This is a genomic window from Inquilinus ginsengisoli, assembly GCF_031453975.1.
GTDB lineage: Bacteria > Pseudomonadota > Alphaproteobacteria > DSM-16000 > Inquilinaceae > Inquilinus > Inquilinus ginsengisoli_A.
In genome coordinates this window covers 134,622-160,944 of sequence record NZ_JAVDPW010000007.1, presented here as the reverse complement: position 1 = coordinate 160,944, position 26,323 = coordinate 134,622, and the positions used below count along the sequence as shown (strand labels likewise).

Below are 26,323 nucleotides of genomic sequence, written 5' to 3'. Positions count from 1 at the left end.
TCCTCATTCCGTGGGCTTGACCAGACGGCGTGGAGCCCGTTTCGCATCCTTCAGCGCGCTGCCCCGGCCCGACAGGCTGGGGTTGGTCATGAAGTAGGTGTGGGCGCTGAAGTCATCCGCCTCCGGCGCGTCGAGCCGATGATAGCGGCCATCGGCATCGAGCATCCAGGTGTTCGTTTCGTCCTTCAGGTTGGCCAGCATGATCTGCTCCATCACCTGCTGGCGGACGGTGGCGTTCTCGAGCGGCACCAGGGTCTCGATCCGGCCGTCGAGGTTGCGCGGCATCCAGTCGGCCGAGGACAGGAACACCTTGGCCTGGCGCGACGGCAGCTTCTGGCCGTTGCCGAAGCACAGGATGCGGGCGTGTTCGAGGAAGCGGCCGACGATCGAATGCACCCGGATGTTGTCGGACAGGCCCGGCACGCCGGGGCGCAGGCAGCAGATGCCGCGGATCACCAGGTCGATCTCCACCCCGGCCTGGGAGGCGGCGTAGAGCTTGTCGATGATGTCGGCGTCGACCAGCGAATTCAGCTTGACCCAGATCTGCGCCGGCTTGCCGGCCTTGGCGTTGGCGATCTCGGCCTGGATCAGATCCATGATCCGGTTGCGCAGATACAGCGGCGCGATCGCCAGCTTCTCCATCTGCGCCGGCTTGGCGTAGCCGGTCATGTAGTTGAACATCGCCGCCGCGTCGCGGCCCAGCACCGGGTCGCAGGTGAAGAAGCTGAGGTCGGTGTATACCTTGGCGGTGATCGGGTGGTAGTTGCCGGTCCCGAAATGGGTGTAGGTGCGCAGGCCGCCCTGTTCGCGCCGCACCACCATCGAGACCTTGGCGTGGGTCTTGAGGTGGATGATGCCGTAGACCACCTGGGCGCCTGCCCGCTCGAGGTCCCGGGCCCAGCGGATGTTGGCCTCCTCGTCGAAGCGGGCCTTCAGCTCGACCATCGCGGTGACCGACTTGCCGGCCTCCGCCGCCTCGACCAGGGCCTGGACGATCGGCGAGTCCTTCGAGGTCCGGTACAGGGTCTGCTTGATCGCCACCACGTCGGGGTCGCGCGCCGCCTGGCGCAGGAACTGCACGACGATGTCGAAGCTCTCATACGGGTGGTGGACGACGATGTCCTTGGCCCGGATCGCGGCGAAGCAGTCGCCGCCGAAGTCGCGCACCCGCTCGGGGAAGCGGGCGTTGTAGGGCGGGAACAGCAGCTCCGGCCGCTCGTCGACGATCAGCTTCTTGGTGTCGACCAGGCCGAGCAGCCGGTCCATGGCGAAGACGTCCTCGTCCTTCACCTTCAGCTTCTCGCAGACGAAGCGGCGCAGCGATTCCGGTACCTCGGCCGAGACGGCGAGGCGGATGACGATGCCCTTGCGCCGGCGCTTCAGCGCGCTTTCGAAGGTCTTGACCAGGTCCTCCGCCTCTTCGTCGATCTCCATCTCGCTGTCGCGGATCACCCGGAACACGCCGCTGGCATGCGGCGTGTAGCCGGGGAAGAGACGGTCGAGGAACAGCTTGACCACGTCCTCGAGCAGCACGAAGCGGATCGGCAGGCCCGGCAGGCGGGTGAAGCGGTCGAGCTGCGGCGGCAGCGGGACGATCGCCTCCATCTCCTCATGCGCGTCCTCGTCGTTGGTCAGCGCCAGCGCCAGGCAGAGGCCGAGATTGGGGATGAAGGGGAAGGGATGGGCCGGATCGATCGCCAGCGGGGTCAGCACCGGGAACATCTGGCCCAGGAAGCGTTCCTCCAGCCAGGCCTTCTCGGTCTTGGTCAGCTCGTCGCGGGAGACCACGGCGATGCCGGCCGCGCGCAGCTCCTCGCTCAGCGCCCGCCAGCAATGCTGCTGGTCGCGCATCAGCTCCTGCACCCGGGTCGCGATCTCGCCCAGCTGCTGCGCCGGGCTCAGCCCCTCCTGGCTCGGCGAGGCGACGCCGAGGGCGACCTGCGCCTTCAGCCCGGCGACGCGGACCATGTAGAACTCGTCGAGGTTGCTGGCCGAGATCGACAGGAAGCGCAGCCGCTCCAGTAGGGGGTAGCGGGTGTTGTAGGCCTCCTCCAGCACACGCTGGTTGAAGGCCAGCCAGGACAGCTCGCGATTGATGAAGCGTTCGGGCGAATCCACGGCGATCGCAGGCGGGACGGGGGCGCGCACGGTGTCCGGCGCCTCGGCGGGAAGGGCCTCGGCGGTGGTCTGCAACATGCTCACGGGTCGCCTCCGAACCTTCATCGATCGCAACAAAACTGTAATATCAAGCCCTTATCCGGCTCGATTTCAGACCCACTATACACAAGCCCGAACCGGAAGCGCCATGCCCCGGTCTGGGTTGTCGACCCTGCCGCCGATGATGGCGATGCCGAGGCCCGGCCACCTCGACCTTGCGGACTTCGTACCCTTCATCCGGCGGTTTCATTCGCGTCTCAAAGCTTCAATGAAATCCGAAATCGCCACAAGGCGCGCGCATCGACGATCAAAATTCCATCAACATATCAGCCGGAGGGAGCACCGAAGCGTGGGCGCTCCCGGCGCCAGGGCGCCGGGAGCGGTATCGTCACTTCGCGAGCGCGGCCTTCTCAATCACCGCAGCGACTTCGCCGGCATGGACGACGAGGGAGGCATGGCTCCCCGCGACCTCCGTCGTCTGGGCCTTCATCCGGGCGGCAAACATCTTCTGGGCCTCGGGCGCGAGCAGCTTGTCCTTCGTGCTGATCACGAAGAAGGTCGGCTTGTCGCGCCAGGCGACCGTGTCGACCGGAGCCGCAAACGCGGCGTAGCTCAGCGGAAGCTGGGAGTTCGCCAGGGATTCGGCGATCTTCGGGGGAAGGTCGGCCGCGACCGCCGCCGGAAACACCTTGGGATCGATGGTGAGGTTGCCCTTGGCGTCGGGATGGATGGCCTTGCCGCCTTCGGTGGCCGGGCCGGCATCGGCCAGGGACTTCAGGGATTCCCCCCGATCGGGCGCGAAGGCGGAGACGTAGACCAGCGCCGAGACCTTGGGATCGTTGCCCGCCTCCGTGATCACCACGCCGCCCCAGGAGTGGCCGACCAGAACGGTCTTGCCGTCCTGCTTCGCCAGCGCCTGCCTGGTGGCCTCGACATCCGCGGCGAGGGATGTGAGGGGGTTTTCGACGAGGGTGACGGTGTAGCCCTTCTTCGTGAGGATATCGGCAACCGGCTGCCAGCTGGTCTGGTCGACGAAGGCGCCGTGGACCAGCACGATGTTGTGAGCCGACCCTGGGGGCAGGCCCGCCGACTGGGCGGGCGCGGCAAGTGTTCCGGCCATGACGATGGTGGCGGCCGAGAGTAGAAGATTTCGCATGGATTGGTCCTGTTCGGGATATCGGACGACGGAATTTGGGGGGAATGGGCGGGCGTTTCTGTAAAGCCGCGGCTCTGCCATGTCCCGTTCGGCGAAATGGCCTGCCGCGCCACGCGTTGGTCCGCCCGGGCGGACGCATTGGTCTGCCCGGGCATCAGATGGCATGGAGGCGTTTCGGACGATAGGCTGCCATCGTCCGAATATTGTGTTCGATCGTCCGCGGGCCTAAGCTCGACTGTATGGACATCCTCGCCGAAGTGCTCGATCGCGTTCGCCTTGGCGGGACCCTGCTGTACCACTTCGAGCTCGGCCATCCCTGGGGCGTGGCGCTGCCGGAGCGCCCCTACGCCCTGTTCCACTATCTCAGCCGTGGCTCGGCGACCTTCGCGCTCGGACCGGGACAGGAACGGCCCATGACCGAGGGCGACCTCGTGGTCGTGACGCGCGGCGCTCCGCACATCTTCTATACGGATCGCCTGACGACACCGCTTTCGGTTGTGGACCTCGATCGATCGCGCCCGTATTCCGGCGTCATCCGTCACGGCGGCGACGGACAACCGTCCTCGACGATGATCTGCGGCAACTTCACCATGTCGCGCCCCTCGCGCGGCAGCGTGATGGAGCTGCTTCCGCCCGTGCTTCTCCTGAAGCCGGCGGCGGATGGCGACTGGCTCGAGGCGATCCTGCAGCGCATGGTCAGCGAGTCGGCGCTCGAGCGTCCCGGGCAACGCGTCGCGCTGTCCCGGCTGACGGAGCTGCTGTTCGTCGAGGTGCTGCGCAGCTGGATCAGGTCTCTCCGCCCGGGGGAGGGCGGATGGATCGGCGCGATGGCGGACCCGCAGATCGGGCAGGCGCTTCAGCTGATCCATGAACGACCGGACCGGCCCTGGACGCTTCACGAGCTCGGGCAGCATGTCGGGCTGGGCCGCTCGACGTTCTCGGCGCGCTTCACCCGGCTCGTCGGCCAGCCGATGCAGCGCTATCTGATCGCACGCCGCATGGCCGACGCGGCATTCCTGCTCGAATCCAGCGACGAAGGGATCGCGCAGATTGCCACCCGGGTCGGCTACGAGACCGCGGCAGCATTCTCGAAGCTGTTCCATCGTCACCACGGCCTGTCGCCCGGCCGCTTCCGCGCCGCCCGGCGCCCTGATTCCGGCCGGGGGCAAGGCGACGACGGCATGGAGGCGGAAGCCGTCGATTGACATGGAGCGGGCTGAGGTCCGCGCCGGCCGTCACCCCACCCCGCCCGGCCGCACCCCGAGATCGTGCAGCGACAGCCGGAAGCAGGTCAGCGCCGGCGACAGGAAGCGGCTGGCCGGGCTGTCGATCATGCCGCCGATGATGGCGATGTCCCGGCCCGGCCGGATCCCGGCCTCGTTCAGCCGGCGGTAGACGCCGACCGCCATCCGCTCGTTGCTGACCAGCAGCGCCGTGGCAGCGGCCCCTGCCCCAGCAGCGCCCCGGCCAGGCGGTAGCCGCCGGCCTCGGCCATCTCCTCCGACCGCACCAGCGTCGGGTCGAACTCGAGTCCGTGCCGGGCCAAAGCGCGGCGATAGCCGGCCAGCAGGATATGGCCGCGCATCAGGTCGTGCCCGTTGCTGGCCAGCCCGATGCGGCGGTGGCCGAAGCCGACGAAGCGGTCGACCGCGACAGGGGCTTGGGACCGATCACCCGGGTCGGCTTTCGACCCCCAAGCGGACATGTGCTGGCGACAGCGGGCACCCGCGATATCGAAGCCATCGACCGCGCTTTGGGCACCAGGTGGTGACATAGGTGAGTTCGCCGTCGTCGATGCCGCGACGGATCAACAGGCCGCGGGTCCAGAGCCCGGGTGCCGGCGCGGCGTATTCCTCGGCATCGAGATCGGCAAGCGGGCGGTAGGCCCATCACCCCCTCCCGGGAGCAACGGCAACACGCCGAAGCATCGGCGTGGCGGCTCCGCCGCGCCGATGCGTTTCATCCAGGCTCAGGCGATGTTGGGCTCGCCCATGGCGGGGTCGGAGACGCTGGGGGTGCCATCCTCCATGCGGCCGGCGAAGCGGCGGGAGAACAGGTCATCGCCTTCGACCGTGACCGAGAAGTCGTACCACCGGCCCTGACGATCCAGAGGCAGATGGATGGTCGACTGGGTGTGGGCCGGGACGGGCTGCGGAGCCGGCATATCGAGGCCGGGCAGCTTGTAGGCATTGGCCCAGACGGTGAAGGCGCACGGCGAATCGCCGTTGTTGACGAGCGTCACGGCCAGGCTGGAGGCCTGGGTGTCATAGGCGACGGTCACCTCCGGCTCCGGGCCAGGGTTGGGGTCGCCTGGGATGACGGTGCCGATGAAGTGGCGGTGGAAGCCGTTGGGTCCCAGCACCCACAGATCGTATGCGCCGAGATCGGCGGCCGTGTCCCACTCCCCGGTCAGCTGCTTGCCGGCCTCGACCGAATAGCGGCGGGGGATGCGGTCGAGATGCAGCTTGTCATAGACGTGGAAGACGGCGCCGGCATCGCCGGTATTGAGGAAGTGCAGCCGCATCCGCTTGGCTGGGCCATCGGCGTCGCCATTGACGTTGAGCTCATAGGGCAGGGCGCGGGAGGGCTTGGTGCCGCGGGCCTGGACTGGAGCGCTCTGGGCGCTGGGGTCCGGCAGGGGAACCTGAGGCAGGGCCTCCTGCTGCGTCCGCCGGGCGTCGGCCTGGGCCCGGGTGATCGAGGGCAGGCTGGGCAGGCGCTCGGTGTTGGGGTCCTTGAAATTGAAGGCGGTGGTCAGGTCGCCGCAGATGGCGCGGCGGTATGCGCTGATGTTCGGCTCACGCACGCCGAAGCGCTGTTCCATGAACTGCAGGACGGAGGTGTGGTCGAAGAGCTGGGAGTTGACCCAGCCGCCCCGGCTCCACGGCGACACCACATAGCAGGGCACGCGGTTGCCCGGCCCGAACACATTGCCGTCCGGCCCCGGCTGCTTCTTGGTGCCCGGGGGAACCGGCCAGGTGAAGCGTTCGAAGGCAAGATCCTCGTCCGACACGGTGGAGGCGCCGGCGTGAGAGCCATCGGGGTTGAGGGAGTGCAAGGCCGGCGGCGGGGCGTGATCGAAGAAGCCGTCATTCTCGTCGAAATTGACGACCAGGACGGTCTTGCTCCAGACCTCCGGATTGGCGACCAGGGCGGCGAGCACCTCCTGGGTGTACCAGCCGCCCTGGACCGGGCTGGACGGGCCGGGATGCTCGGAGTAGATCTCGGGTTGGACGATCCAGGAGATCTGCGGCAGCCGCCCGGCCATGACATCGGCCCTGAACTCCTCCAGCAGTCCGCCGGCTGGCATGGTGTTGCCGGCGCCCTTGTACAGGGGCTGGGCCTTGTCCTGCGACGGGTCCCAGGGGATGAAGGGAGAACCGTCCGGGCGGTTGCCGATCGCTTCGCTCGCCGCGCGATACTGCCGGAACGAGATCAGCATGTTGTCGTCGTAATTCTCCGGCATGTTCTGATAGACCTTCCAGGAGATGCCGGCCTGCTGCAACCGCTCCGGGTAGGTCGTATAGGTGAAGCCCTCGGTCGACGGACCGCAGGTGTCCCATTCATTGACGACCATGGCGACACCCTGCCCGCTCGGGCCGTTGGTGCCGGTCCACAGGAACAGCCGGTTCGGGATCGTGCCGCCCAGCAGCGAGCAATGGTAGTTGTCGCAAAGGGTGAAGGCATTGGCGAGGGCGAACTGGAAGGGGAGTTCCTCTGCCCGGTAGTAGCCCATCGACTGGTTCTGCTTGAACTCCGGCCAGTTGGTCATCAGGCCGCTGGCCCAGGCCGCCTGGGTGTCGCTCCAGGTATGCGGGGTGCCCTTGACGCGCTGGGCATTGCCGCGCTTCTCGTCGAGGTGATAGGGCATCACCACGCGGCTGCCGTTGGACTGCTGGAACACGCTGGCGCCGCCTGGCAGCGGGATGGTGAATCGGTCACCGAAGCCGCGGACCCCGGCCATCGTCCCGAAATAGCTGTCGAAGGAGCGGTTCTCCTGCATCAGCACGACGATGTGCTCGACATCCTTGATCGAGCGTGTGGCGTTATTGGCCGGGATCGCGAGGGCCTGGCGGATGACCGGCGGAAAAGCGGTCATCGCTGCGGCGGCGCCGGCGACCGAGCCGGCGGTCTTCAGGAAATCGCGCCTGCTTTCAGACGTCATGAGGGGTTCTCCGAACAAGAGCTTGTCACCCAAAGTATTGGGCGGGTGTTCCTGGGTATTCCTGGGTCTTCTATGGCAAATCAGGAGAAATAACCTCGGTGCCGAGATGAGTGGCACAGTCGACGTGAGATCACCTTATGCGGATTTGTCTTTAATCTACATTTGTTGCAAAAAAATGTCATATCTTCATATTTTAATCATTAAAGTATTTTAATAATCCCATTTCTGAAACAATAATAACTATACTTTATTGTACTATAAAAATCTGCGTAAGCCGCGAAGTCCGGCTTAAGAATTGTCAATGCGCCCTTACCAGTAACACTGAAGGATCCTATGCTGGCTACTTACGATTTGTTCATCTGGCCCGCATTTCTCATACCCCCCTATACCCTGCGCCGGCCGAATGGTGAGTTTCCGCAACCCACCCACCCTTCCCACCCTCGTCCTGAGCAGTCCCGGTCCTACCCTCCCAGGCGCATCAGGTCGCTCTCGCGCGGCACCAGCTCCAGCGGCCACAGCGCCTGGACCGTGCCGCCGCCATAGGCCTCGGCATGGTCGGGCATGGTCGCCAGCAGCGCCTCGGCCAGGCGCACCCCGAGGTCGTGCAGCGACAGCCGGAAGCAGGTCAGGGCCGGCGACAGGAAGCGGCTGGCCGGGCTGTCGATCATGCCGCCGATGATGGCGATGTCCCGGCCCGGCCGGATCCCCGCCTCGTTCAGCCGGCGGTAGACGCCGACCGCCACCCGCTCGCTGCCCACCAGCAGCGCGGTCGGCAGTGGTCCGTCCCGCAACAGCCCCTCAGCCAGGCGATAGCCGCCGGCCTCGGTCATCTCCTCGGTCCGCACCAGGGATTCGTCGAAGCCGATGCCGTGCCGGGCCAGGGCGCGGCGATAGCCGGCCAGCAGGATATGGCCGTGCATCAGGTCGTGCCCGTTGTTGACCAGCCCGATGCGGCGATGGCCGAAGCCGGCCAGCCGGTCGATCGCCACATCCGCCGCCTGTTCGAAATCGAGGTCCAGCCAGGGATGGTCGCCGCCGGATTCGCTGCGGCCGAGGGCGGCGAAGGGAAAGCCACGTTGGATCAGGTAGTCCAGCCGCGGGTCGATCCGCCGGGTCCAGGGGATCAGGATGCCGTCGGCCAGGCGGCGTTCGACCACCCGGCGCAACTGCGCCTCGTGGTCGCCGTCCGGCGTGTTCAGCAGCACGATCAGGTCCAGCCCATGGCGGGCCAGCACCTCCTGCACCCCGCTGAACAGACCGATAAAGAACGGCTCGCCGTACAGCTCGGCGCCGCTGTAGGTCTGCAGCATGAAGGCGATGGCGCTGGTCGACCCCTGGCGCAGGCTGCGGCCGGACTGGTTCGGGGAGTAGCCGAGTTCCGCCGCCGCTGCCAGCACCCGGCGCCGCGTCTCCGGGTTCACGTCGCCGCGGCCGTTGAGGGCGCGGGAGACGGTCCCGATCGAAATGTTCAGGTGCTTCGCAAGCTCGCGGATTCCCAAGCGATTCTCTCCCTCCGGCGGCGACAGAGTGCAACCGAACCACCGGGTGACGCCACAAGCCGATTGACAGCCCGAATTGTCCTACACCACTATCACATCAACTACCGTAAACGTTTACGGCGACACAATCATACGTTTGGCCAAGAAACCGGTGGCCGAGACGAAGGGAGCGAAACCAGTGCGAGCCATCCTCGTGGGATGCGGTGCCATGAGCCGCGCCTGGTTCAGCGCGGCGGCCGAGATCGACGGTCTCGAGATCGTCGGCCTGGTCGACCTGGACCTGGAGCGGGCGCGGTCCCGCGCGGCGGAGTTCGGGCTGGCCCAGGCCGAGATCGGCACCGACCTGCCCGCCCTGCTGGAGCGGCTGAAGCCCGACCTGCTGTTCGACGTGGTGGTGCCGGGCGCCCGCCGCGACGTGGCGCTGGCCGGCTTCGCCCATGGCTGCCACGTGCTGAGCGAGAAGCCGATGGCCGACAGCATGGCCGCGGCGCGCGACATGGCCGCCGCGGCGAAGGCGGCCGGCCGGGTGCACGCCATCATCCAGAACCGCCGCTATCTCGCCGGCATCCGGCGGATCCGCCGGCTGGTCGAGAGCGGCGCGATCGGCACCCTGACCGGAGTGCATTGCGACTTCTTCGTCGGGCCGCATTTCGGCGGCTTCCGCGAGGAGATGGAGCATGTGCTGCTGCTGGACATGGCGATCCACACCTTCGATGCGGCCCGCCTGGTCGCCGGCCGGCGCCCGGTCGCGGTCTATTGCCATGAGAGCAACCCGGCCGGGTCCTGGTACGCCCATGGCGCCAGCGCCCATGCCATCTTCGAACTGGAGGGCGGCGGCGTCCTGACCTATCGCGGCAGCTGGTGCGCCGAGGGCCTGCGCACCAGCTGGGAGAGCGCCTGGCGCCTGACCGGCACCCGCGGCAGCCTGAGCTGGGACGGCGCCGAGGAGTTCCGGGCCGAGGTCGCCACGGACAAGCGCGACGGCCTGTTCTTCGCCCCCGAGGCGATCGCGGTGCCGCCGCTGGACCCGGCCGACCGGGTCGGCGGCCATCTCGGCGTGATGCGCGACTTCGTCGACGCCATCCGCGCCGGCACCGAGCCCGAAACCGTCGGCCACCAGAACATCCACAGCCTCGCCATGGTCTTCGCCGCGATCGACAGCGCGCGCCAGGGCCGCCGCGTGGCCATCCCGACCACCGAGGAATCATGAGCCCCAACCAGACCCCGCCCGCGCGAACCGGGCACCAGGACATCCGCATCGGCACCATGGTCCGGGCCAATGCCGACGACCCCGCCGGCTATATCAAGGCGATCATCGCCCACGGCTTCGAGAGCATCGAGCCGTTCTTCTGGCAGACGCTGGGCGGCAAGGATATTCCGCGCCTGGCCGGCCAGATCCGCGAGGCGATCGGCGACAGCGGCGTCACCATCGGCGCGCTCGGCATCTTCGGCAACCCGCTGGAGGACCAGGCGCAGGACCGCGAGACCCTGGCCGGGTGGGAGGCGCTGATCGACCACGCCCACCTGTTCGGCACCGACATCGTCTCCGGCTTCACCGGCCGGGTGCGCGGCAAGCCGCTGGAGGACAGCCTGCCGCGCTTCAGGCAAGTGTTCGGCCGGCTGGCGAAACGCGCCGCCGACAAGGGTGTGCGGCTGGCCTTCGAGAACTGCCCGATGGAGGGCAGCTGGAAGACCGGCGACTGGAACATCGCCCACAACCCGGCGGCCTGGGAGCTGATGTTCGACGCCCTGCCGGACGACAATCTGGGCCTGGAGTGGGAGCCCTGCCACCAGCTGTACTACCTGATCGACCCGGTGCCGCAGATCCGCCGCTGGGCGCCGAAGATCTTCCATGTCCACGGCAAGGACGCCACGGTGCGCTGGGACGTGGTCAAGGAGCACGGCGTGCACGGCCGCGTCCCCTTCGCCTTCCACCGCACCCCCGGCTTCGGCGACACCGACTGGACCCGGGTGATCACCGAGCTGCGGCTGGGCGGCTTCCGGGGATCGATCGACATCGAGGGCTGGCACGACCCGGTCTATCGCGGCGACCTGGAGATGACCGGCCAGGTCGAAGGCCTGCGCTATCTCCAGCGCTGCCGCGGCGGGGGGTTCGTCGCCAATCCGGGGTGAGGCGTCGCGCGGACAATCAACCAAAACAGTGGAGGAAGCTTATGACCAGGACCTTGCGACTTCTGTTGGGAACCGCCGCCCTTCTGGCCTCCGCCACCCTGGCCCAAGCCGAGCCGGTGACGCTGGAGGTCTGGACCCATGACGAGGACGAGACCAAGTTCACCTACGTCTTCGTGAAGGAATTCCAGGCCCAGCACCCCGACATCACGGTCAATCTCAAGCACGTCAACTTCGCCGACGTGGTGAACGACGCCATGCGCGCCTACGCCGCCGGCTCGGCCCCCGACGTCATCGGCATCGACAACCCGGAAACGGCGATGTTCGCGGCGCGCAACGTGCTGCTGGACCTGTCGCCCTATGTCGAGCAGTCGCAGGTCATCAAGGCCGACGCCTTCTATCCCGGGCCGCGCAACTCCTCGACCTGGGATGGCAAGCTCTTCGCCATCCCGCGTGCCTCCAACACCCTCGCCCTCTACTACAACGCCGACATGTTCAAGGCGGCGGGGCTCGACCCCGACAAGCCGCCGCAGACCTGGGATGATCTCTATCAGGCGGCGAAGAAGCTCACCGACCCGGCCAAGAACGTGTACGGCCTCGCCTTCTCCGCCATCGGCACGGAAGAGGGCACCTTCCAGTTTCTGCCCTTCATCCAGAGCGCCGGCGCCGATTACGACAGCGTCGGCTCGGACGGCGCGGTGCGGGCGCTGGAGTTCTGGCAGAAGCTGCTGGACGAGAAGCTGGCCTCGCCGGACACGCTGATCCGCAGCCAGTATGATTCGACCGGTACCTTCAACGCCGGCAATGCCGCCATGGCGATCTCCGGCCCGTGGGAGCTGCCGCGCATGGCCAAGGAGGCCAAGTTCGACTGGCGGGTCGCGCTGTTCCCGATCGAGAAGGACGGCAGCCCGCGCGCCTCGGCCCTCGGCGACTTCAACAACGTGATCTTCAAGACCTCCAAGCATCCGAAGGAGGCGTTCATGCTGCTGGAGTACATCTATTCGCAGAACCACCGGATCTGGAACGAGTTCGGCCTGCTGCCGCCGGTCCAGGACGCCAAGGCCGACTCGCCGCAATGGCCGAAGGCCTATGCCGTGTTTACCGAGCAGATGCAGTACGCCCGGCCGCGCGGCCCGAACCCGGACTGGCCGAAGATCTCCAAGGCGATCCAGACCGCGATCCAGTCGGCCCTGACCCATCAGTCGGACCCCAAGACCGCGCTGCAGACCGCCCAGGCGACGATCGACCGCGTGCTGAAGAAGTGAGGCGGATCGGCACCATCGCAGCAACACCGAGTCCCCCCTCCCCTTGTGGGAGGGGGCCAGGGGGAGGGGGTTGTCGATGACGCGCGCCCAGGCCAGCCAATCGCTGACCGATCGATCGGTCAATTCCCGCTCCGCTCCGGCGGCGCGGGGCCTCTCGCGCCTGCCCCTGCTCCGCACCCTGCGGGACGGCAGCGGCTTCGATGTCGTGCTGGTGCTGTGCGCGGTCGGCTACCTCCTGGTCTTCGCCGCCTTCCCGCTGGTCTATACGCTGGTCATGTCGCTGCAGCAGGTCGACATGTTCTCGCTGGCCTCCTTCGACCGGCCCTTCGCCGGGCTGGACAACTACCGCGACGTGTTCAGCCGGCCGGAGGCGCTGCAGATCCTGAGGAACACGGTGATCTTCGTGGTGCTGTCGATCACCTTCCAGCTCGGCATCGGCTTCGGCCTGGCGCTGTTCTTCCAGCAGCCCTTCCCGGGCGCGACCTATATCCGCGGCGTGTTCCTGGCCGGCTGGATCATGCCGGCGCTGGTGGTCGGCGCGATCTGGAAATGGATCCTGGCCGGCGATTTCGGAGTGCTGAACTACGCCCTGACCAGCCTGCACCTGACCGGCGGCAAGATCTTCTGGCTGTCGGACCCCGACTTCGCCCTGTTCGCGGTGATCATCGCCAATATCTGGCTGGGCATCCCGTTCAACATGATCCTGCTATCGGTCGGCCTGGCCGCGATCCCGCACGACCTGTACGAGGCGGCGGAGATCGACGGCGCCCGCGCCGGCCGGCGCTTCCTGCACATCACCCTGCCGATGATGCGCTCGACCCTCGGCGCCGTTGTGGCGCTGGGCATCATCTTCACGCTGCAGCAGTTCGACCTGATCGCGGCCCTGACCAAAGGCGGCCCGGCCAACGCGTCGAACGTCGCCCAGTACTGGTCCTGGCAGATGTCGTTCGAGACCTACGAGATTTCGGCCGGCAGCGTCGTCGCCGTGCTGATGATCACGGTGGTGATCCTGGTCGCGGCGCTCTATGTCCGCTCGACCGGGCAGGAGCAGCGGGCATGACGGCCGGGCAACGGGTCACCGCCTCACGCAGCCTTGTCGTGATGGGGCTCGATCGCCGCCAGCACCTCCACCAGCTTGTCGCGCGTCGTCTCGAGATCCCATTTCGACTGCATGTTCATGAACCACTGCGGATCCACCTCGAAGAACCGGCCGAGGCGCAGCGCGATATTCGCGGTGATGCCCTGCCGGCCATGGCAGATCTCGTTGATCCGGCTGCGCGGCACGTCGATCGCCTTGGCCAGCGCGTAGACCGAGAGGCCCATGGGGATGAGGAACTCCTCCTTCAGGATCTCCCCGGGATGGGGCAGCGGGATGTCGCGAACCATGATGCTGCGTCCTCAGTGATAGTCGACGAGTTCGACGTCATAGGCGTCGCCGTCCCGCCAGACGAAGCAGATCCGGAACTGGTCGTTGACCCGGATCGAGTGCTGGCCTTTGCGGTTTCCCTTCAGGGCCTCCAGCCGGTTGCCCGGCGGCACGCGCAGATCATCGAGCCGCGTGACCGTGTCGATCAGGAACAGCTTCGCGACGGCGCGACGCAGGATATCGGCCGGAACGCCCTTCACGGCGATGCCGCGCGCGATGCTTTCAGTCCTGGCGTCGGCAAACGCCTTGATCATCGATGGAGCGTACTTCTTTCTTGTACGCAGCACAAGAAAAAGCGTACAGAAATCATGTCCGCTCCTGCTTTCTGCCATGCCATCGCTCGGGAGGCTGCGCGATGAGGTCGGCCAAGCCCTTCGTCCTGCTCGGCCTCGCCCTGGTCTTCGCGGGCATCTACCTGTTTCCGCTGTACTGGATGTACGTCACGGCGCTGAAGTCAGGTACCGAGATCTTCGCCTTCCCGCCGAGCTTTTGGCCGACCGACCCGCAATGGCAGTTCGGCAAGATCTTCGCCGAGCACGCGATGGACCGGTACCTGTGGAACTCGCTGCTGATCGCGGTCGGCACCACCGCGGTGGCGACGCTGATCGGCACCGGCGCCGCCTATGCCCTGTCGCGCCACCGCAACGCCTGGACCGCGGTCGCCCTGTTCCTGGTGCTGATGTTGCAGGTGCTGCCGCCGTCGCTGATGGTCACGCCGATCTTCGTCGCCTTCAACCAGGTCGGCCTGCTGGAGACGCCGCGTTTCGCCGTGGTGCTGGCCCAGACCGCCAAGGTCCTGCCGCTGTACATCGTGCTGTGCCGGTCGACCTTCCTGCAGGTGCCCCGCGAGCTGGAGGATGCGGCGCGGGTGGATGGCGCCTCGCGCATCGGCGCCTTCCTCCGCATCATGATCCCGCTGGCCCGCAACGGCATCCTGGTGGTGTCGGTGCTGATCTTCCTGCAGTCCTTCGGCGAGTACGTCTATTCACGCTCGCTGATCGCGGCCGAGAGCCTGCAGACCGCGACGGTCGGCCTGTCCGCCTTCATGGGGACGAACACCAACGACTGGGGCGGGATGATGACCTATGCCGCGATCTATGTGACGCCGATCCTGATCGTCTTCGCCCTGCTGCAGCGCCGGATCGTCAGCGGCCTGACCGCGGGGGCGCTGAAGTAGCCCCGCACCGTTCGTCAGTAGCCGCCGCCCTTGGCCCCTCTCGCTCCCGCGCCCTCGCGATAGGCCTTGTACGCCGCCACCGAATCCGAGGCCGCCTGGCGCAGATAGGGCACGTCGCCGCCGCCGGTCACCATGCGGTAGTCACGGTCGAACAGCTCGGCCCAGGTCGAGGCCGAGCTGGGCACGGTGCCCAGCAGCGTGCCGGTCGGCCGCACCGCATCCTCGATCTGCTTCACCAGCGCCTGCACCCTGGGGTCGTGCAGTTCCTCCAGCAGGCCGATCGAACCAGCGAGGTCGTTGGGGCCGATGAACACCATGTCGATGCCGTCGACCTGGGCGATCGCCGCGGCCTGGGGCACCGCATCCTTGGATTCGATCTGGGCCAGCAGCAGCAGGTTGTCGTTGGCCTTGCGCATGTAGTCCGGCTCGAACCCGTAGGTCGAGGCGCGCACCGCGCCGGCGGCATAGCCGCGGCGGCCGGCCGGGGGATAGCGGCAGGCGCGGACCAGGGCCTCGGCATCCGCCGCACTCTCGATCATCGGCACCATCAGGCTGTCGGCGCCGGCGTCCAGCACGCGCTTCAGCCAGACTGGGTCATGCGCCGGCACCCGCACCACGGCCGGGGTGTCGGAGGCCTGCACCGCGCGCAGCAGGTTGATGGTCTCGTCGATCCCGCCGGGCCCGTGCTCGGTGTCCAGGATGACGAAGTCGAATCCGGCATGGGCCATGATCTCGGCCACCGTCGGCGAGCCGCTGCCGACCCAGGCGCCGAACAGCTTGTCGCCGCGCCGCAGTCGTTCCTTCAGCCTGTTGGGGCGAAACATCTAGGGGTTCCTCCTTGCTTTTGCCGGAGTGTAGGGCCGCGGCTTCTTGTCCGACAATAAGCGAGCAGCGCAGGGCAGCTAATGCGATGGCGTGAGGCCCCGCAGCCGCACCGGGTCGGCCAGCGCCAGCGCGTCCGCCACCGCCCCGACGGGACCGGTCAGCAGGCTGGTGGCGACGCGGATGTGGTCACCGGGGCGCGGGCTGTAATTGGCGCCGCGCCCGACCGCGATGCCTCGCGCCGCCAGCGTGACCAGGGCGAATTGTTCCGACCGCACCGGCATCCACAGGCACAGCCCGTCGCGATCGGGCACGGCGACGCCGCGGGCGCCGAGGGCGGCGATCAGCGCACGGCGCCGTTCGCCATAGACCTGCCGGGCGCGGTCGACCATGGCGGTGGTGTCGAGGTCGCCGATCAGCCAGGCCGTCGCCTCCTGCAGCAGGCGGCTGGTCCAGCCGGCGCCGAAGCTGCGATAGGCCTGGATCTGGGCCACGATTTCGGCCGGGCCGGACAGCACGGCGACGCGCAGGTCGGGGCCGAGCGACTTTGAGTAGGAGCGGATGTGCACGGTCCGGTCCGGAAACACCCGGCCGAGGCTGGCCGGCGGCGCGGCCGAGACGTCGCCGACCCCGTCATCCTCGAGGATCAGCGCCTCGCTGCCGCGCAAGGTCCTGGCCAGCTCCGCCATGCGCTGCGGGCTGACGATCCGCCCGGTGACCGCATGGGTGCGCGGCTGGTACAGGAAGGCCGCCGGCGCCTTGGCCAGGGCGGCGGCGAGCGAGGCCGGCAGCGGCCCCTCCTCGTCGCAGGCGACCGGGATCAGCTGGGCGCTGACATTGTCGAGGATGTCGAGCAGGCGCATCGCCGTTGGATCCTCGACCGCCACCGCCGTCCCCGGGCGGATCAGGGTCTGCACCGTGACGTAGACCGCCTCGTAGCCGCCATTGGCGGCCAGGAACGCCTCGGGCCGGTATGGCCAGTCGGCCCCGGCCGCCGCGGCCAGGCTGTCGAGGATCGGCACGCGCTGGTAGCTGTTGAGGCCCGCCGCCCGCGCGCCGCGGCGCAGCGCCTCCTCCAGCGGCGGCAGCAGCGCCGGGTCCGGGACGGCCAGCCGGAGGTCCAGCGCCTCGGCCCCGTAATCCGCGTCGCCGCCGTAGCGCAGCGGCCGCGGGCTGACCTTGTCCCCGCACACATGGATGCCGGTGCGGCCGCGGCCGCTGATGACCTTGAACTTGCGCAGGTCGCTCCACGCGGTCGAGACCGTGGCGGGGCTGACGCCGAGGGCGAAGGCGAGGTCGCGCACCGACGGCAGCCTGGCCCCGACCGCGATGGCGCCGGACCGGATGAGCGCCCCGGTTTCGATGGCGATGCCCCGCATCGACCGGTCCTTCAGCCGCGCGGCGAGCCATTCGGCGGAGATCGGATCGGTCATTCGATTCTTTTGTTCAGTGTCATAACAAGCATTGTCCGGCATCGACTGAACAATTAATCGTGGAAAAAAGGGCGGGCCGCAAGACCGGCCGCGCCCGCTTCCCGACAGAGGCTTCAGGATGGCGATCGCGATCAGATTGGCCGTGCGCGACTGGGACTGGGTCACCCCGCTGGCCCTCGGCGATATCAGCCCCGAGGGCTTCACGCTGCAGATCGACCGGGTCGGCACCCTGCCGGAGGATCTGGGCAGCGACCCGAACTACGACGCCGGCGAGATGTCGCTGAGCCGCTACACGCTGGGCCGGGCCCGCGGCGAGACCGCGATCGCCGGCGTGCCGCACTTCCTGATGCGGGGCTTCCGCCACCGCTGCATCATCACCGCCAAGAGCAGCGGCCTGACCGGGCTGGCGCAGCTGGCCGGCAAGCGCATCGGCCTGACCGGCTGGCAGGATTCCGGCAACACCTGGACCCGCGCCCTGCTGCGGCGGGAGGGCATCGGCATCGGCGACGCAAGCTGGTTCGTCGGCCGCCTGTCCGCGGCGCACCCCGTCACCGACCGTCTCGGCGGCTTCGGCCGGCCCGGGCGAATCGAGGCAGTGCCGGGCGAGCGGCCGATGCTGGAGCTGCTGCAGACCGGCGAACTGGACGCCGTGTTCACGCCCTTCATGCCGCAGGGCTTCTTCGAGGCGGCCTCGCCGTTCCGCCAGCTGCTGCCCGACTTCCGCGCCGCCGAGGTCGCCTATGCCCAAGAGGTCGGCTATGTCCCCGGCATCCACCTGCTCGGCCTCAAGCCTGCGATCGTCCGCGACCATCCCTGGCTGCCTCAGGCGCTGAGCGAGGTGCTGGATGAATCCGCCCGGCTGTGGATCGAGAAGCGCGTCAAATACGCCGAGACCACGCCCTGGATCCTGGACGAGCTGCGCCAGGTCGCCCGCGACCTGCCGACCGGTTGGGACCGCAACGGCTTCGCCGCCAATGAGGCGATGCTGGGCGATTTCATCGCCGAGCTGCAGGCGCAGGAGCTGACCACGGCCCGGCTGTCGCCGCGGGATCTGTTCCCCGCCTTGCCGTCGTGACCGGGCACGACACCTTGAACAGAACGACCACCAAACGGGGAGACAAAAAATGAACGCGAAAATCCTGATCCGCACCGCCCTGCTGGCCGCCCTGGTCGGACCCTTGCCGGCCCTGGCGCAGGACGCCCTCCCCGAGCAGAAGGTCGACGAGGCCCTGCGCGCCAAGCTGCCGAAGGAGATCCTGGATGCCGGCGAGCTGGTCTCGGTCAACAGCGGGTCGTTCCCGCCCTATGAGATCGTCGGCGACGACCGCACCCTGACCGGCGCCAGCGCCGACCTGTCGGACGCGCTGGGCCAGCTGCTGGGCCTCAGGATCCGACACGAGACGGTCAGCGGCCTGGCGGCGGTGCTGAGCGGTATCAAGGCCGGCCGCTACCAGATGGCGTCCGGCCCGATCGGCGACTTCCCGGAGCGGGAGCAGGCCAACGACTTCGTCGACTTCGTGCAGGAGTTCGTCGTCTTCGCCGTGCAGTCCGGCAACCCGACCGGCATCAAGTCGCTGGACGACACCTGCGGCCAGAAGATCGCGGTGATGGCCGCAGGCTCCGCCGAGCGGGTGATCAAGGCCCAGGCCGAGGCCTGCGAGAAGGCAGGCAAGCCCGCGCTGGAGGTCCAGTCCTATCCCGACCAGCCGACCGCGATCCTGGCGGTGCGGTCGAAGCGGGCGGACGCCTTCTTCTCGTCCCAGGCGCCGCTGACCTACTTCATCCAGCAGTCCAAGGGCCAGCTCGAGCTCGCCGGCACCGGCCAGGCCAACGGCTTCCACAACCTGTACCAGGGCACGGTGGTGCCGAAGGGCTCGGTGCTCGGCGAGGTGATGCTGGCCGGCTACAAGACCCTGTTCGACAATGGCACCTATGCCGCCGTGATGAAGAAATGGGGCCTTGAGGGCAACATGCTGAATGCGCCGGGGCTGAACCTCGCCGGGACCCCGGCGCAGTGACCGTGACGCCCGGGGCCGCCCCTGCCGTGGTGGATGGGCCGGCGGCCGACGACGTCGCCGAAGCCCGCCTGCGCGACGTCGCCCATGCCCGCCGGCCCATCCGCTACGGCAGCGGGCTGCTCTGGGCTCTCACCCTCGTCGTGGCGACCGCGGCCGCCTGGGTGGTCGCCCGCAACCCGAACTTCGAATGGGCGGTGGTGGGCCAGTGGTTCACCGCCGGCTCGATCCTGCGCGGCCTGTCGGTGACGCTGGGGCTGACGCTGGTGTCGATGCTGATCGGCACCGCGCTGGGCCTGCTGCTGGCGGTGGCGCGGCTGTCGACCGACCGGCTGCCGCGCACCCTGTCCGGCCTGTACATCTGGTTCTTCCGCGGCACGCCGCTGCTGGTGCAGCTGATCTTCTGGTACAACCTGTCGACCCTGTTCCCGACCCTGTCGATCGGCGTCCCGTTCGGGCCGCAACTCGCCTCCTGGAAGACCAACGACCTGATCACGCCGCTGACCGCGGCGATCGCCGGCCTGTCGCTGAACGAGGCCGCCTACATGGCCGAGATCATCCGCGGCGGCCTGCTGTCGGTCGACCGCGGCCAGTACGAGACGGCGGAGGCCTTCGGCATGACCCGCGGCCGCGCCCTGCGCCGCATCGTCATCCCCCAGGCCATGCGCTCGATCGTGCCGCCGACCGGCAACCAGCTGATCAGCATGATCAAGGCGACCTCGCTTGTCAGCGTCATCGCCATGGGCGACCTGCTGTACTCCGCCCAGGCGGTCTACAACCGCACCTTCGAGGTCATCCCCCTGCTGATGGTGGCGGTGCTGTGGTACCTGCTGATCACCTCGATCCTCAATGTCGGCCAGTCCGCGATCGAGCGCTACTACGCCCGCGGCGAGCGCAATGCGGTGGCGACCAAGGGCGGGCGCCCGGCCACCGGGGCCGGCGACGCGGTCGAAGCGCCCCCGGGAGACGCACGATGACCGCGCCCCTGGTCCGCATCCGCGGCGTTCACAAATCCTATGGCGACCACGAGGTGCTGCGCGGCATCGATCTCGACGTGCGGGCCGGCGAGGTGGTGGTGATCCTCGGTCCCTCGGGCTCCGGCAAATCCACCCTGCTGCGCTGCATCAACCAGCTCGAGGTGATGAATGGCGGGTCGATCCGGCTGGGCGAGGAGCAGATCGGCTATGAGCTGCGCCACGGCCACCTGCACAAGCTGCCGGCCCGTGCCATCGCCCGGCAGCGCAGCCGCATCGGCATGGTGTTCCAGCAGTTCAACCTGTACCCGCACATGACCGTGCTGGAGAACATCGTCGAGGCGCCGGTCGGCATCCATCGCCGCAGCCGGGCCGAGGCCGAAGCCCATGCCCGCGAGCTGCTGGCCCGGGTCGGGCTGGCGGAGAAGGCAGCCGCCTTCCCGCGGCAGCTGTCCGGCGGCCAGCAGCAGCGCGTGGCCATCGCCCGGGCCCTGGCGATCCGGCCCGAGCTGATCCTGTTCGACGAGCCGACCTCGGCGCTGGACCCGGAGCTGGTCGGCGAGGTGCTGGCCACCATGCGCGACCTCGCCGGCCAGGGCCTGACCATGATCGTGGTAACGCATGAGATCGGCTTCGCCCGCGATGCGGCCGACCGGGTGGTGTTCATGGATGGCGGCGTGGTGGTCGAGGCCGGCCCGCCGGGCGAGGTGCTGGTCGCGCCGCAGCATCCGCGGACCCGGGCGTTCCTGGCGCGCTTTATCTGAGGATCAGATCAGGCCGAGCATCCGTGCGGCCAGGACCATGACGCCCAGGACGATCGCGCCCCAGGTCAGCGTGGTGGTGAGGTTGCGGATGCCGGGCAGCCCCGGCCCCGGGGGCTCCGAGCGCGCGGCCTGGCGTTCGGCGCGACGCGACGAGGCGGAGGGCAGCAGCGCCGCCAGCCGGGTGGCGATGGCCATGACCTCGGCGCTGGACCGCCCGCTGCAGGCCGTGCCGGTGATGATCTCCGCCAGTTCGCGGGTCGCGGCCTCCGGCGTCTGCCGCGCCAGCCGGCCCGCATCGGCCCAGGGGTCCCCGCCCAGCCGGCCCAGCATCGAGACGACGCTGAGCGGCATGCCGTTGGACTCGGTCCCGACATCGGCGAACAGGAACGAGTTCAGATCGGATTTCTGCAGGCGGAAAACGTCGGTGTCTGGCATCTCTCCGGGCCGTCCTGTCGGGTGGTCCATAAATGTGAAATTTATTTCCAAATTCAATCAGTAACTTCGAATGATCATTCCAAGCGAAGCGGCATCGGCCACCCGCAATGCTGGCCGTCCTTATCCCGCTCCTTCCTCTGCTCTACAATCTTCGGCTCGAAAATCCGTTAAAAATAAAAAGAAATTCCATAAAATACATCTCTCGTGATATATTTTTGCGTCGAAGGGAGAATGCCTTCCTTCCAGTGAAAGCATCATCATGACAACCCCAGAATGGCTGAAGCCGGCGCTGTATGGCGTCGCCTGCGGTGCCGCCGCGCTTGCCATCATCGGCTTCAGCTGGGGTGGCTGGGTCACCGGCGGCTCGGCCAAGCGCATGGCCCAGGACCAGGGCAAGACCGACGTCGTCGCCGCCCTGTCGCTGATCTGCCTCGACCAGTCGAAGCGCGACCCGCAGCTGGCCCAGAAGCTGGTCGAGCTGAAGGCGGCGTCGAGCTACAGCCGCGGCGACGTGGTGGTGAAGGCCGGCTGGGCGACCATGCCGGGGACGACCGAGGCCAATGCCCAGGTCGCCAAGTCCTGCGCCAGCCAGCTCGCCAGCTAGCGTCCCGGTGCCGGGTGCGGGCCTGGCTTCCCCTAGAAGAAGCCCCGCACCCAGCCCAGCTCGCCCATCGCCTGCCACACCGCGCCGGCGGCGACCGCCAGCATCAGCACCGCCACCGCCAGGGCGACACACAGCAGCAGGCCGTCCTCCTCGAGATAGGCGATGGCGATCAGCACGATCGCCAGGGCCGGCGGGATGTTGCTCAAGGGGATGGGCGCCAGCAGCAGGGCGCCGAGCAGCAGCACCAGCACGCCGACGCCGCGCCTCAGCGCCGCGAACGGCACCGGCCAGCGCGGATGGATGAAGCCCTCGACCCGGCGCAGCACCGGCACGGCGCGGCCCAGCGTGCGCGCCAGCCCCTGGGTGCGGAAGCTGCGCTTGGCCACTGTCGCCGGGAACACCGGCCCGGCACGGCCCAGCAGCATCTGCACCGCCAGGATGCCGAGCAGCGGCCCGACCACGCCGGACGCACCCGGCATCACCCCGAGCAGCGCCAGCAACAGCATCACCAAGCCGAAGGAGCGGTCGCCCAGGGCGTGCACCAGCCAGCCCAGCGTCACCCGGTCGGTGCGGGCGTCGCGCAGCAGGTCGTCGAGCAGGACGGAGGTCGGGATCCGGGTCGCCATGGCCCGGCCAGGATAGCCGAGGACGCCGGTGCCGGGCGACCCTCCCAGCCCCTCGCCCGGGAGCATAGCCGGTCAGCGGCGGCCGGACTTGGGCGACTTCCAGGCGGCGTCGGCCTCGGCCGACTGCGCCGAGGACGACAGCTCGTGCTCCGGCACCATGCGCTCCTCGCTGCCGAGCACGCTGCGGACTCGGTACATCGGGCCGGAGCTCTCGCTGGGATAGCGGGCCAGCACCTTGAACGCGCCCACGGCGGATTGCCCGGACAGCGACTTGCGCGAGACCTGCACGGTGGTGCCCACCGGGAATTTGTAGTCCTTCATGACGACATTTCTGGCCTCCCGGGGGGAGCGCCGGCTGCGGGATCGGATGTGGCGGAGGCGGCGGCACGACCGGCACACCGAATTCCCGATACAGTACACGGGAATGCAGGAACAAGCCCGCCGAATCGCCCCTTCCTGTCAATAATCATTGAAAATTGTGGCAAGATCTGAAGCGTCGATTGAAAAAATGACACCGGCCTTTATTTCCCGACAACAGGCAATTCGACTTGCATGTCGGGGGCGTCATGCGCATTTGAGGAGGAGATAGTGAATTAAGCCCTATCTCCAAAAATTGATTCTCCGAAGGATTCAGCCGATGAAATTCCGCCCGCTGCACGACCGGGTCGTGGTCCGCCGCATCGATGCCGAAGCCAAGACCGCGGGCGGGATCATCATCCCCGACACCGCCCAGGAGAAGCCGCAGCAGGGCGAGGTCGTGGCCGTCGGCCTGGGCGCGCGGGACGCGCAGGGCACGATCCAGGCGCTGGACGTCAGCGTCGGCGACCGCATCCTGTTCGGCAAATGGTCCGGCTCCGAGATCCGGCTCGAGGGGGTCGACTACCTCGTGATGAAGGAGAGCGACGTGATCGGCGTCGTGGCCTGATCCGATCGGCGTCTTCGCCTGATCCCTCCCGAATCCCCCTTTCCCCTTCAAGGAGCCAACACCATGGCCGCCAAAGACGTCAAATTCAGCGCCGACGCACGCGACCGCATGCTGCGCGGCGTCGACATCCTCGCCCGTGCCGTCAAGGTCACGCTCGGCCCCAAGGGTCGCAACGTGGTGCTCGACAAATCCTGGGGCTCGCCGCGCATCACCAAGGACGGTGTGACGGTGGCCAAGGAGATCGAGCTGGCCGACAAGTTCGAGAACATGGGCGCCCAGATGGTGCGCGAGGTCGCGACCAAGACCAACGACCTGGCCGGTGACGGCACCACCACCGCCATCGTCCTGGCCCACGCCATCGTCAAGGAAGGCGCCAAGGCGATCGGCGCCGGGCTGAACCCGATGGACGTAAAGCGCGGCATCGACCTGGCGGTCGCCGCCGTGGTCGAGGAGATCGGCAAGCGCGCCCAGAAGATCTCGACCAATGACGAGATCGCCCAGGTCGGCACCATCTCGGCCAATGGCGAGCGCGAGATCGGCCTGATGATCGCCAAGGCGATGAAGAAGGTCGGCAACGAGGGCGTGATCACGGTCGAGGAGGCCAAGAGCTTCGAGACCGAGCTCGAGATCGTCGAGGGCATGCAGTTCGACCGCGGCTACATCTCGCCCTACTTCGTCACCAACGCCGAGAAGATGATCGTGGAGCTGGAGAACCCCTACATCCTGCTGCACGAGAAGAAGCTGCCCAGCCTGCAGTCCTTCCTGCCGCTGCTGGAGGCGGTGGTCCAGGCCGGCCAGCCGCTGCTGATCATCGCCGAGGACGTCGACGGCGAGGCCCTGGCCACGCTGGTGGTCAACAAGCTGCGCGGCGGCCTGAAGGTCGCGGCGGTCAAGGCGCCGGGCTTCGGCGACCGCCGCAAGGCGATGCTCGAGGATCTCGCCATCCTCACTGGCGGCCAGGTCATCTCCGAGGATCTCGGCATCAAGCTCGAGAGCGTCACGCTCGACATGCTGGGCCGGGCCAAGAAGGTCGTCATCACCAAGGAGGAGACCACGGTGGTCGACGGCGCCGGCGCCAAGAAGGACATCGAGGGCCGCACCAACCAGATCCGGGCGCAGATCGAGGAGACCACCTCGGACTATGACCGCGAGAAGCTGCAGGAGCGGCTGGCCAAGCTGGCCGGCGGCGTCGCCATCATCCGCGTCGGCGGCGGCAGCGAGATCGAGGTCAAGGAGCGCAAGGACCGCGTCGACGACGCGATGCATGCGACCCGCGCCGCGGTCGAGGAGGGCATCGTCGCCGGCGGCGGCGTCACCCTGCTCTACGCCAGCCGGGTGATCGACAAGCTGAAGCCCGAGAACACCGACCAGAAGGTCGGCATCGACATCGTCCGCCGCGCCCTGCAGGCGCCGGTGCGGCAGATCGTCGAGAATTCCGGCAGCGACGGCTCGGTGGTGGTGGGCAAGCTGCTCGACAGCAAGGACCACAACTGGGGTTACGACGCCCAGAAGGGCGAGTACACCGCCATGATCAAGGCGGGCATCCTCGACCCGGCCAAGGTGGTGCGGGTGGCGCTGCAGAACGCCGCCTCGATCGCCGGCCTCTTGATCACCACCGAGGCGATGGTGGCCGAGCGGCCGGACCCGGCCGGCGCGGCCGCCCCGGGCGGCGGTGGCGGCGGCATGGGCGGCATGGGCGGCATGGACTACTGACCCGAACGCGGCGGCCGGCCCCCGATCCCGGGGGCTGGCCGCTGCGACCTCGTGCCTATCCCCAGCCGGCCCTCAATCCTCGGGCCGGCTGGTCTGTTCCAGGGATACGATGTTGCGGTCCCGGCCGGCCAGCTGCTCGCGCCAGGGCGGGATCTCGTCCGGCAGGCGGCCATGGCGGGCCAGGACGGTGGCCGCCCAGGTTGTGTCGGCGATGGCGCAGCCCTGGGCCCGCAGCCGCGGCGACAGCATCTGCTCGTTGAGGATGGCGAGCGTCTTGCGCTCGAAGAAATCCAGCGTCTCCGCCGTCAGCGCGAAGCGGGAATGCCACTCCACCCCCTGGCCGGTGCCGTCGCCGACCAGCCAGCCGGTGATCGACCGCCGGTAGGAGTCCGAGATCGGCGCCTCTACCCGAAATGGCGCCACCGGGTCGCCGGAGAACAGCGCCGCGCGCCGCTCCGGCCCGACCGAGACCAGCGACCCCAGCCGCCGCAGCTCCGTCGGCGGCAGCATCACGAAGGACGAGCGCAGCCAGTGGCGCGACCGCTCGCCGAACAGCGTCACCGGCTCGGCATAGTAGTCGACATGGCCGCAGGCGATGCGGCGGCACGCGACCTCCGCCAGCAGCGCGTCGTCGAAGCGCTTGAGGTAGCCGGTGTAGAGCGTGTCGAAGGCCGAGGTGGCGAGGTGGACCAGGTCGTACCCGTCCAGCTCGGCCGCGGCGAAGCGCAGGCCGGCATCCCAGGCCGAGAACTCCCAGGCCGCGTTGTCGCCGCCGATCACCGTGACGCCGCCCGGCGCCGCGCCGACGTGGCCTTCGGGCAGCGCGTTGTCGATCACCACGGTGCGGCGGCGGGCGCCCGGCATGGCGCGGCGGAACAGGCGGTCGAGCGCCGGCAGCGCCTCGGGGTACTTCTCGGTGCCGTGCCGGGCCAGCAGCGTCAGCACCCGCGGGCCGGAGGCGGGGCGCAGCCGGCGGAGGGCCGCGACGCCGACCCGCCGCGCCAACCCGCGGATGCCACGGCGTGCCGACGCCATGC

General features: G+C 68.2%; 27 protein-coding genes and 1 pseudogene. 13 read left to right on the top strand and 15 right to left on the bottom strand.

The window, feature by feature from the left end; genetic code table 11:
• Window positions 1-3: 3 nt before the first annotated feature.
• A complete protein-coding gene (locus E9232_RS20360) occupies window positions 4-2,196 on the bottom strand; it encodes an RNA degradosome polyphosphate kinase (RefSeq protein WP_309797447.1) in 2,193 nt (730 codons plus the stop codon).
• Between the two features lie 349 nt (window positions 2,197-2,545).
• Window positions 2,546-3,394: an alpha/beta fold hydrolase gene (locus tag E9232_RS20355; protein ID WP_309796899.1), complete on the bottom strand. Its 849-nt coding sequence runs from the start codon at window positions 3,392-3,394 to the stop codon at window positions 2,546-2,548.
• A gap of 158 nt (window positions 3,395-3,552) precedes the next feature.
• Here E9232_RS20355 and E9232_RS20350 point away from each other — a divergent pair, with 158 nt between their 5' ends.
• On the top strand, window positions 3,553-4,518 hold the full coding sequence (locus E9232_RS20350; RefSeq protein WP_309796898.1) for an AraC family transcriptional regulator: 966 nt from the start codon (window positions 3,553-3,555) through the stop codon (window positions 4,516-4,518).
• 30 nt (window positions 4,519-4,548) lie between these two features.
• Here E9232_RS20350 and E9232_RS20345 read toward each other — a convergent pair whose 3' ends face one another.
• The 5 genes and pseudogenes from E9232_RS20345 to E9232_RS20325 all read right to left on the bottom strand — a co-directional run bounded on the left by E9232_RS20345 (window position 4,549) and on the right by E9232_RS20325 (window position 8,977).
• Window positions 4,549-4,722, bottom strand: a complete 174-nt coding sequence (locus E9232_RS20345; protein ID WP_309796897.1) for a substrate-binding domain-containing protein — start codon at window positions 4,720-4,722, stop codon at window positions 4,549-4,551.
• On the bottom strand, window positions 4,695-5,018 hold the full coding sequence (locus E9232_RS20340) for a type 1 periplasmic-binding domain-containing protein (protein ID WP_309796896.1): 324 nt from the start codon (window positions 5,016-5,018) through the stop codon (window positions 4,695-4,697). The genes E9232_RS20345 and E9232_RS20340 overlap by 28 nt, the downstream gene beginning before the upstream one ends.
• A gap of 49 nt (window positions 5,019-5,067) precedes the next feature.
• Window positions 5,068-5,202, bottom strand: a pseudogene (locus E9232_RS20335) (IS701 family transposase); the annotation flags it as partial.
• An 80-nt stretch (window positions 5,203-5,282) separates the two neighbouring features.
• A complete protein-coding gene (locus E9232_RS20330) occupies window positions 5,283-7,478 on the bottom strand; it encodes a phosphocholine-specific phospholipase C (protein ID WP_309796893.1) in 2,196 nt (731 codons plus the stop codon).
• Window positions 7,479-7,939: 461 nt separating this feature from the next.
• The gene (locus E9232_RS20325; RefSeq protein ID WP_309796891.1) at window positions 7,940-8,977 is read right to left on the bottom strand and encodes a LacI family DNA-binding transcriptional regulator; all 1,038 of its coding nucleotides are present in this window, start codon (window positions 8,975-8,977) and stop codon (window positions 7,940-7,942) included.
• 151 nt (window positions 8,978-9,128) lie between these two features.
• Here E9232_RS20325 and E9232_RS20320 point away from each other — a divergent pair, with 151 nt between their 5' ends.
• The 4 genes from E9232_RS20320 to E9232_RS20305 all read left to right on the top strand — a co-directional run bounded on the left by E9232_RS20320 (window position 9,129) and on the right by E9232_RS20305 (window position 13,432).
• Window positions 9,129-10,187: a Gfo/Idh/MocA family protein gene (locus tag E9232_RS20320; RefSeq protein WP_309796889.1), complete on the top strand. Its 1,059-nt coding sequence runs from the start codon at window positions 9,129-9,131 to the stop codon at window positions 10,185-10,187.
• Window positions 10,184-11,110 carry a sugar phosphate isomerase/epimerase family protein gene (locus tag E9232_RS20315; protein WP_309796887.1) on the top strand — a complete coding sequence of 309 codons (927 nt, stop codon included), beginning with the start codon at window positions 10,184-10,186 and terminating at the stop codon, window positions 11,108-11,110. Before E9232_RS20320 ends, E9232_RS20315 begins: the two co-directional genes overlap by 4 nt.
• A gap of 41 nt (window positions 11,111-11,151) precedes the next feature.
• Entirely contained in the window at window positions 11,152-12,372 is a 1,221-nt protein-coding gene (locus E9232_RS20310; protein ID WP_309796886.1) for an ABC transporter substrate-binding protein, read from the top strand.
• Between the two features lie 76 nt (window positions 12,373-12,448).
• Complete coding sequence (locus E9232_RS20305) at window positions 12,449-13,432, top strand: carbohydrate ABC transporter permease (RefSeq protein ID WP_309796884.1); 984 nt, start codon at window positions 12,449-12,451, stop codon at window positions 13,430-13,432.
• Window positions 13,433-13,455: 23 nt separating this feature from the next.
• Here E9232_RS20305 and E9232_RS20300 read toward each other — a convergent pair whose 3' ends face one another.
• Window positions 13,456-13,758 carry a HigA family addiction module antitoxin gene (locus E9232_RS20300; RefSeq protein WP_309796882.1) on the bottom strand — a complete coding sequence of 101 codons (303 nt, stop codon included), beginning with the start codon at window positions 13,756-13,758 and terminating at the stop codon, window positions 13,456-13,458.
• Window positions 13,759-13,770: 12 nt separating this feature from the next.
• Window positions 13,771-14,130, bottom strand: a complete 360-nt coding sequence (locus tag E9232_RS20295; RefSeq protein ID WP_309796880.1) for a type II toxin-antitoxin system RelE/ParE family toxin — start codon at window positions 14,128-14,130, stop codon at window positions 13,771-13,773.
• Window positions 14,131-14,153: 23 nt separating this feature from the next.
• Here E9232_RS20295 and E9232_RS20290 point away from each other — a divergent pair, with 23 nt between their 5' ends.
• Window positions 14,154-14,975: a carbohydrate ABC transporter permease gene (locus E9232_RS20290; protein WP_309796878.1), complete on the top strand. Its 822-nt coding sequence runs from the start codon at window positions 14,154-14,156 to the stop codon at window positions 14,973-14,975.
• A 14-nt stretch (window positions 14,976-14,989) separates the two neighbouring features.
• On the opposite strand, the gene E9232_RS20285 is transcribed toward E9232_RS20290, so the two are convergent.
• Both E9232_RS20285 and E9232_RS20280 read right to left on the bottom strand, forming a co-directional pair.
• Window positions 14,990-15,799: an HpcH/HpaI aldolase family protein gene (locus tag E9232_RS20285; protein ID WP_309796876.1), complete on the bottom strand. Its 810-nt coding sequence runs from the start codon at window positions 15,797-15,799 to the stop codon at window positions 14,990-14,992.
• A 78-nt stretch (window positions 15,800-15,877) separates the two neighbouring features.
• On the bottom strand, window positions 15,878-17,230 hold the full coding sequence (locus tag E9232_RS20280) for an aminotransferase class I/II-fold pyridoxal phosphate-dependent enzyme (protein ID WP_309796873.1): 1,353 nt from the start codon (window positions 17,228-17,230) through the stop codon (window positions 15,878-15,880).
• A gap of 118 nt (window positions 17,231-17,348) precedes the next feature.
• Between E9232_RS20280 and E9232_RS20275 the strand changes: the two genes are divergently transcribed.
• From E9232_RS20275 to E9232_RS20260, 4 genes are read left to right on the top strand one after another with little or no spacing between them, the layout of a single operon-like run.
• Window positions 17,349-18,305, top strand: coding sequence for a substrate-binding domain-containing protein (locus E9232_RS20275; RefSeq protein ID WP_309796871.1), 957 nt, complete (start codon window positions 17,349-17,351; stop codon window positions 18,303-18,305).
• Window positions 18,306-18,354: 49 nt separating this feature from the next.
• Entirely contained in the window at window positions 18,355-19,248 is an 894-nt protein-coding gene (locus tag E9232_RS20270) for an ABC transporter substrate-binding protein (protein ID WP_309796869.1), read from the top strand.
• Entirely contained in the window at window positions 19,245-20,222 is a 978-nt protein-coding gene (locus E9232_RS20265) for an amino acid ABC transporter permease (RefSeq protein WP_309796867.1), read from the top strand. Before E9232_RS20270 ends, E9232_RS20265 begins: the two co-directional genes overlap by 4 nt.
• A complete protein-coding gene (locus tag E9232_RS20260) occupies window positions 20,219-20,983 on the top strand; it encodes an amino acid ABC transporter ATP-binding protein (RefSeq protein ID WP_309796866.1) in 765 nt (254 codons plus the stop codon). Before E9232_RS20265 ends, E9232_RS20260 begins: the two co-directional genes overlap by 4 nt.
• Before the next feature lie 3 nt (window positions 20,984-20,986).
• Here E9232_RS20260 and E9232_RS20255 read toward each other — a convergent pair whose 3' ends face one another.
• The gene (locus E9232_RS20255) at window positions 20,987-21,418 is read right to left on the bottom strand and encodes a hypothetical protein (protein WP_309796863.1); all 432 of its coding nucleotides are present in this window, start codon (window positions 21,416-21,418) and stop codon (window positions 20,987-20,989) included.
• A 259-nt stretch (window positions 21,419-21,677) separates the two neighbouring features.
• On the opposite strand from E9232_RS20255, the gene E9232_RS20250 reads away from it, so the two are divergent.
• Window positions 21,678-22,022 (top strand): hypothetical protein, encoded by a 345-nt coding sequence (locus tag E9232_RS20250; RefSeq protein WP_309796861.1) that lies wholly within the window; start codon window positions 21,678-21,680, stop codon window positions 22,020-22,022.
• A 32-nt stretch (window positions 22,023-22,054) separates the two neighbouring features.
• Here E9232_RS20250 and E9232_RS20245 read toward each other — a convergent pair whose 3' ends face one another.
• Window positions 22,055-22,714: an exopolysaccharide biosynthesis protein gene (locus E9232_RS20245; protein WP_309796859.1), complete on the bottom strand. Its 660-nt coding sequence runs from the start codon at window positions 22,712-22,714 to the stop codon at window positions 22,055-22,057.
• Between the two features lie 6 nt (window positions 22,715-22,720).
• Complete coding sequence (locus E9232_RS20240; protein WP_309796857.1) at window positions 22,721-22,969, bottom strand: hypothetical protein; 249 nt, start codon at window positions 22,967-22,969, stop codon at window positions 22,721-22,723.
• Between the two features lie 316 nt (window positions 22,970-23,285).
• Between E9232_RS20240 and E9232_RS20235 the strand changes: the two genes are divergently transcribed.
• Both E9232_RS20235 and groL read left to right on the top strand, forming a co-directional pair.
• The gene (locus E9232_RS20235; RefSeq protein WP_309796855.1) at window positions 23,286-23,573 is read left to right on the top strand and encodes a co-chaperone GroES; all 288 of its coding nucleotides are present in this window, start codon (window positions 23,286-23,288) and stop codon (window positions 23,571-23,573) included.
• A gap of 63 nt (window positions 23,574-23,636) precedes the next feature.
• Window positions 23,637-25,286, top strand: a complete 1,650-nt coding sequence (groL, locus tag E9232_RS20230; protein ID WP_309796852.1) for a chaperonin GroEL — start codon at window positions 23,637-23,639, stop codon at window positions 25,284-25,286.
• 72 nt (window positions 25,287-25,358) lie between these two features.
• Here groL and E9232_RS20225 read toward each other — a convergent pair whose 3' ends face one another.
• Window positions 25,359-26,321 (bottom strand): hypothetical protein, encoded by a 963-nt coding sequence (locus E9232_RS20225; RefSeq protein WP_309796850.1) that lies wholly within the window; start codon window positions 26,319-26,321, stop codon window positions 25,359-25,361.
• Window positions 26,322-26,323: the final 2 nt, after the last annotated feature.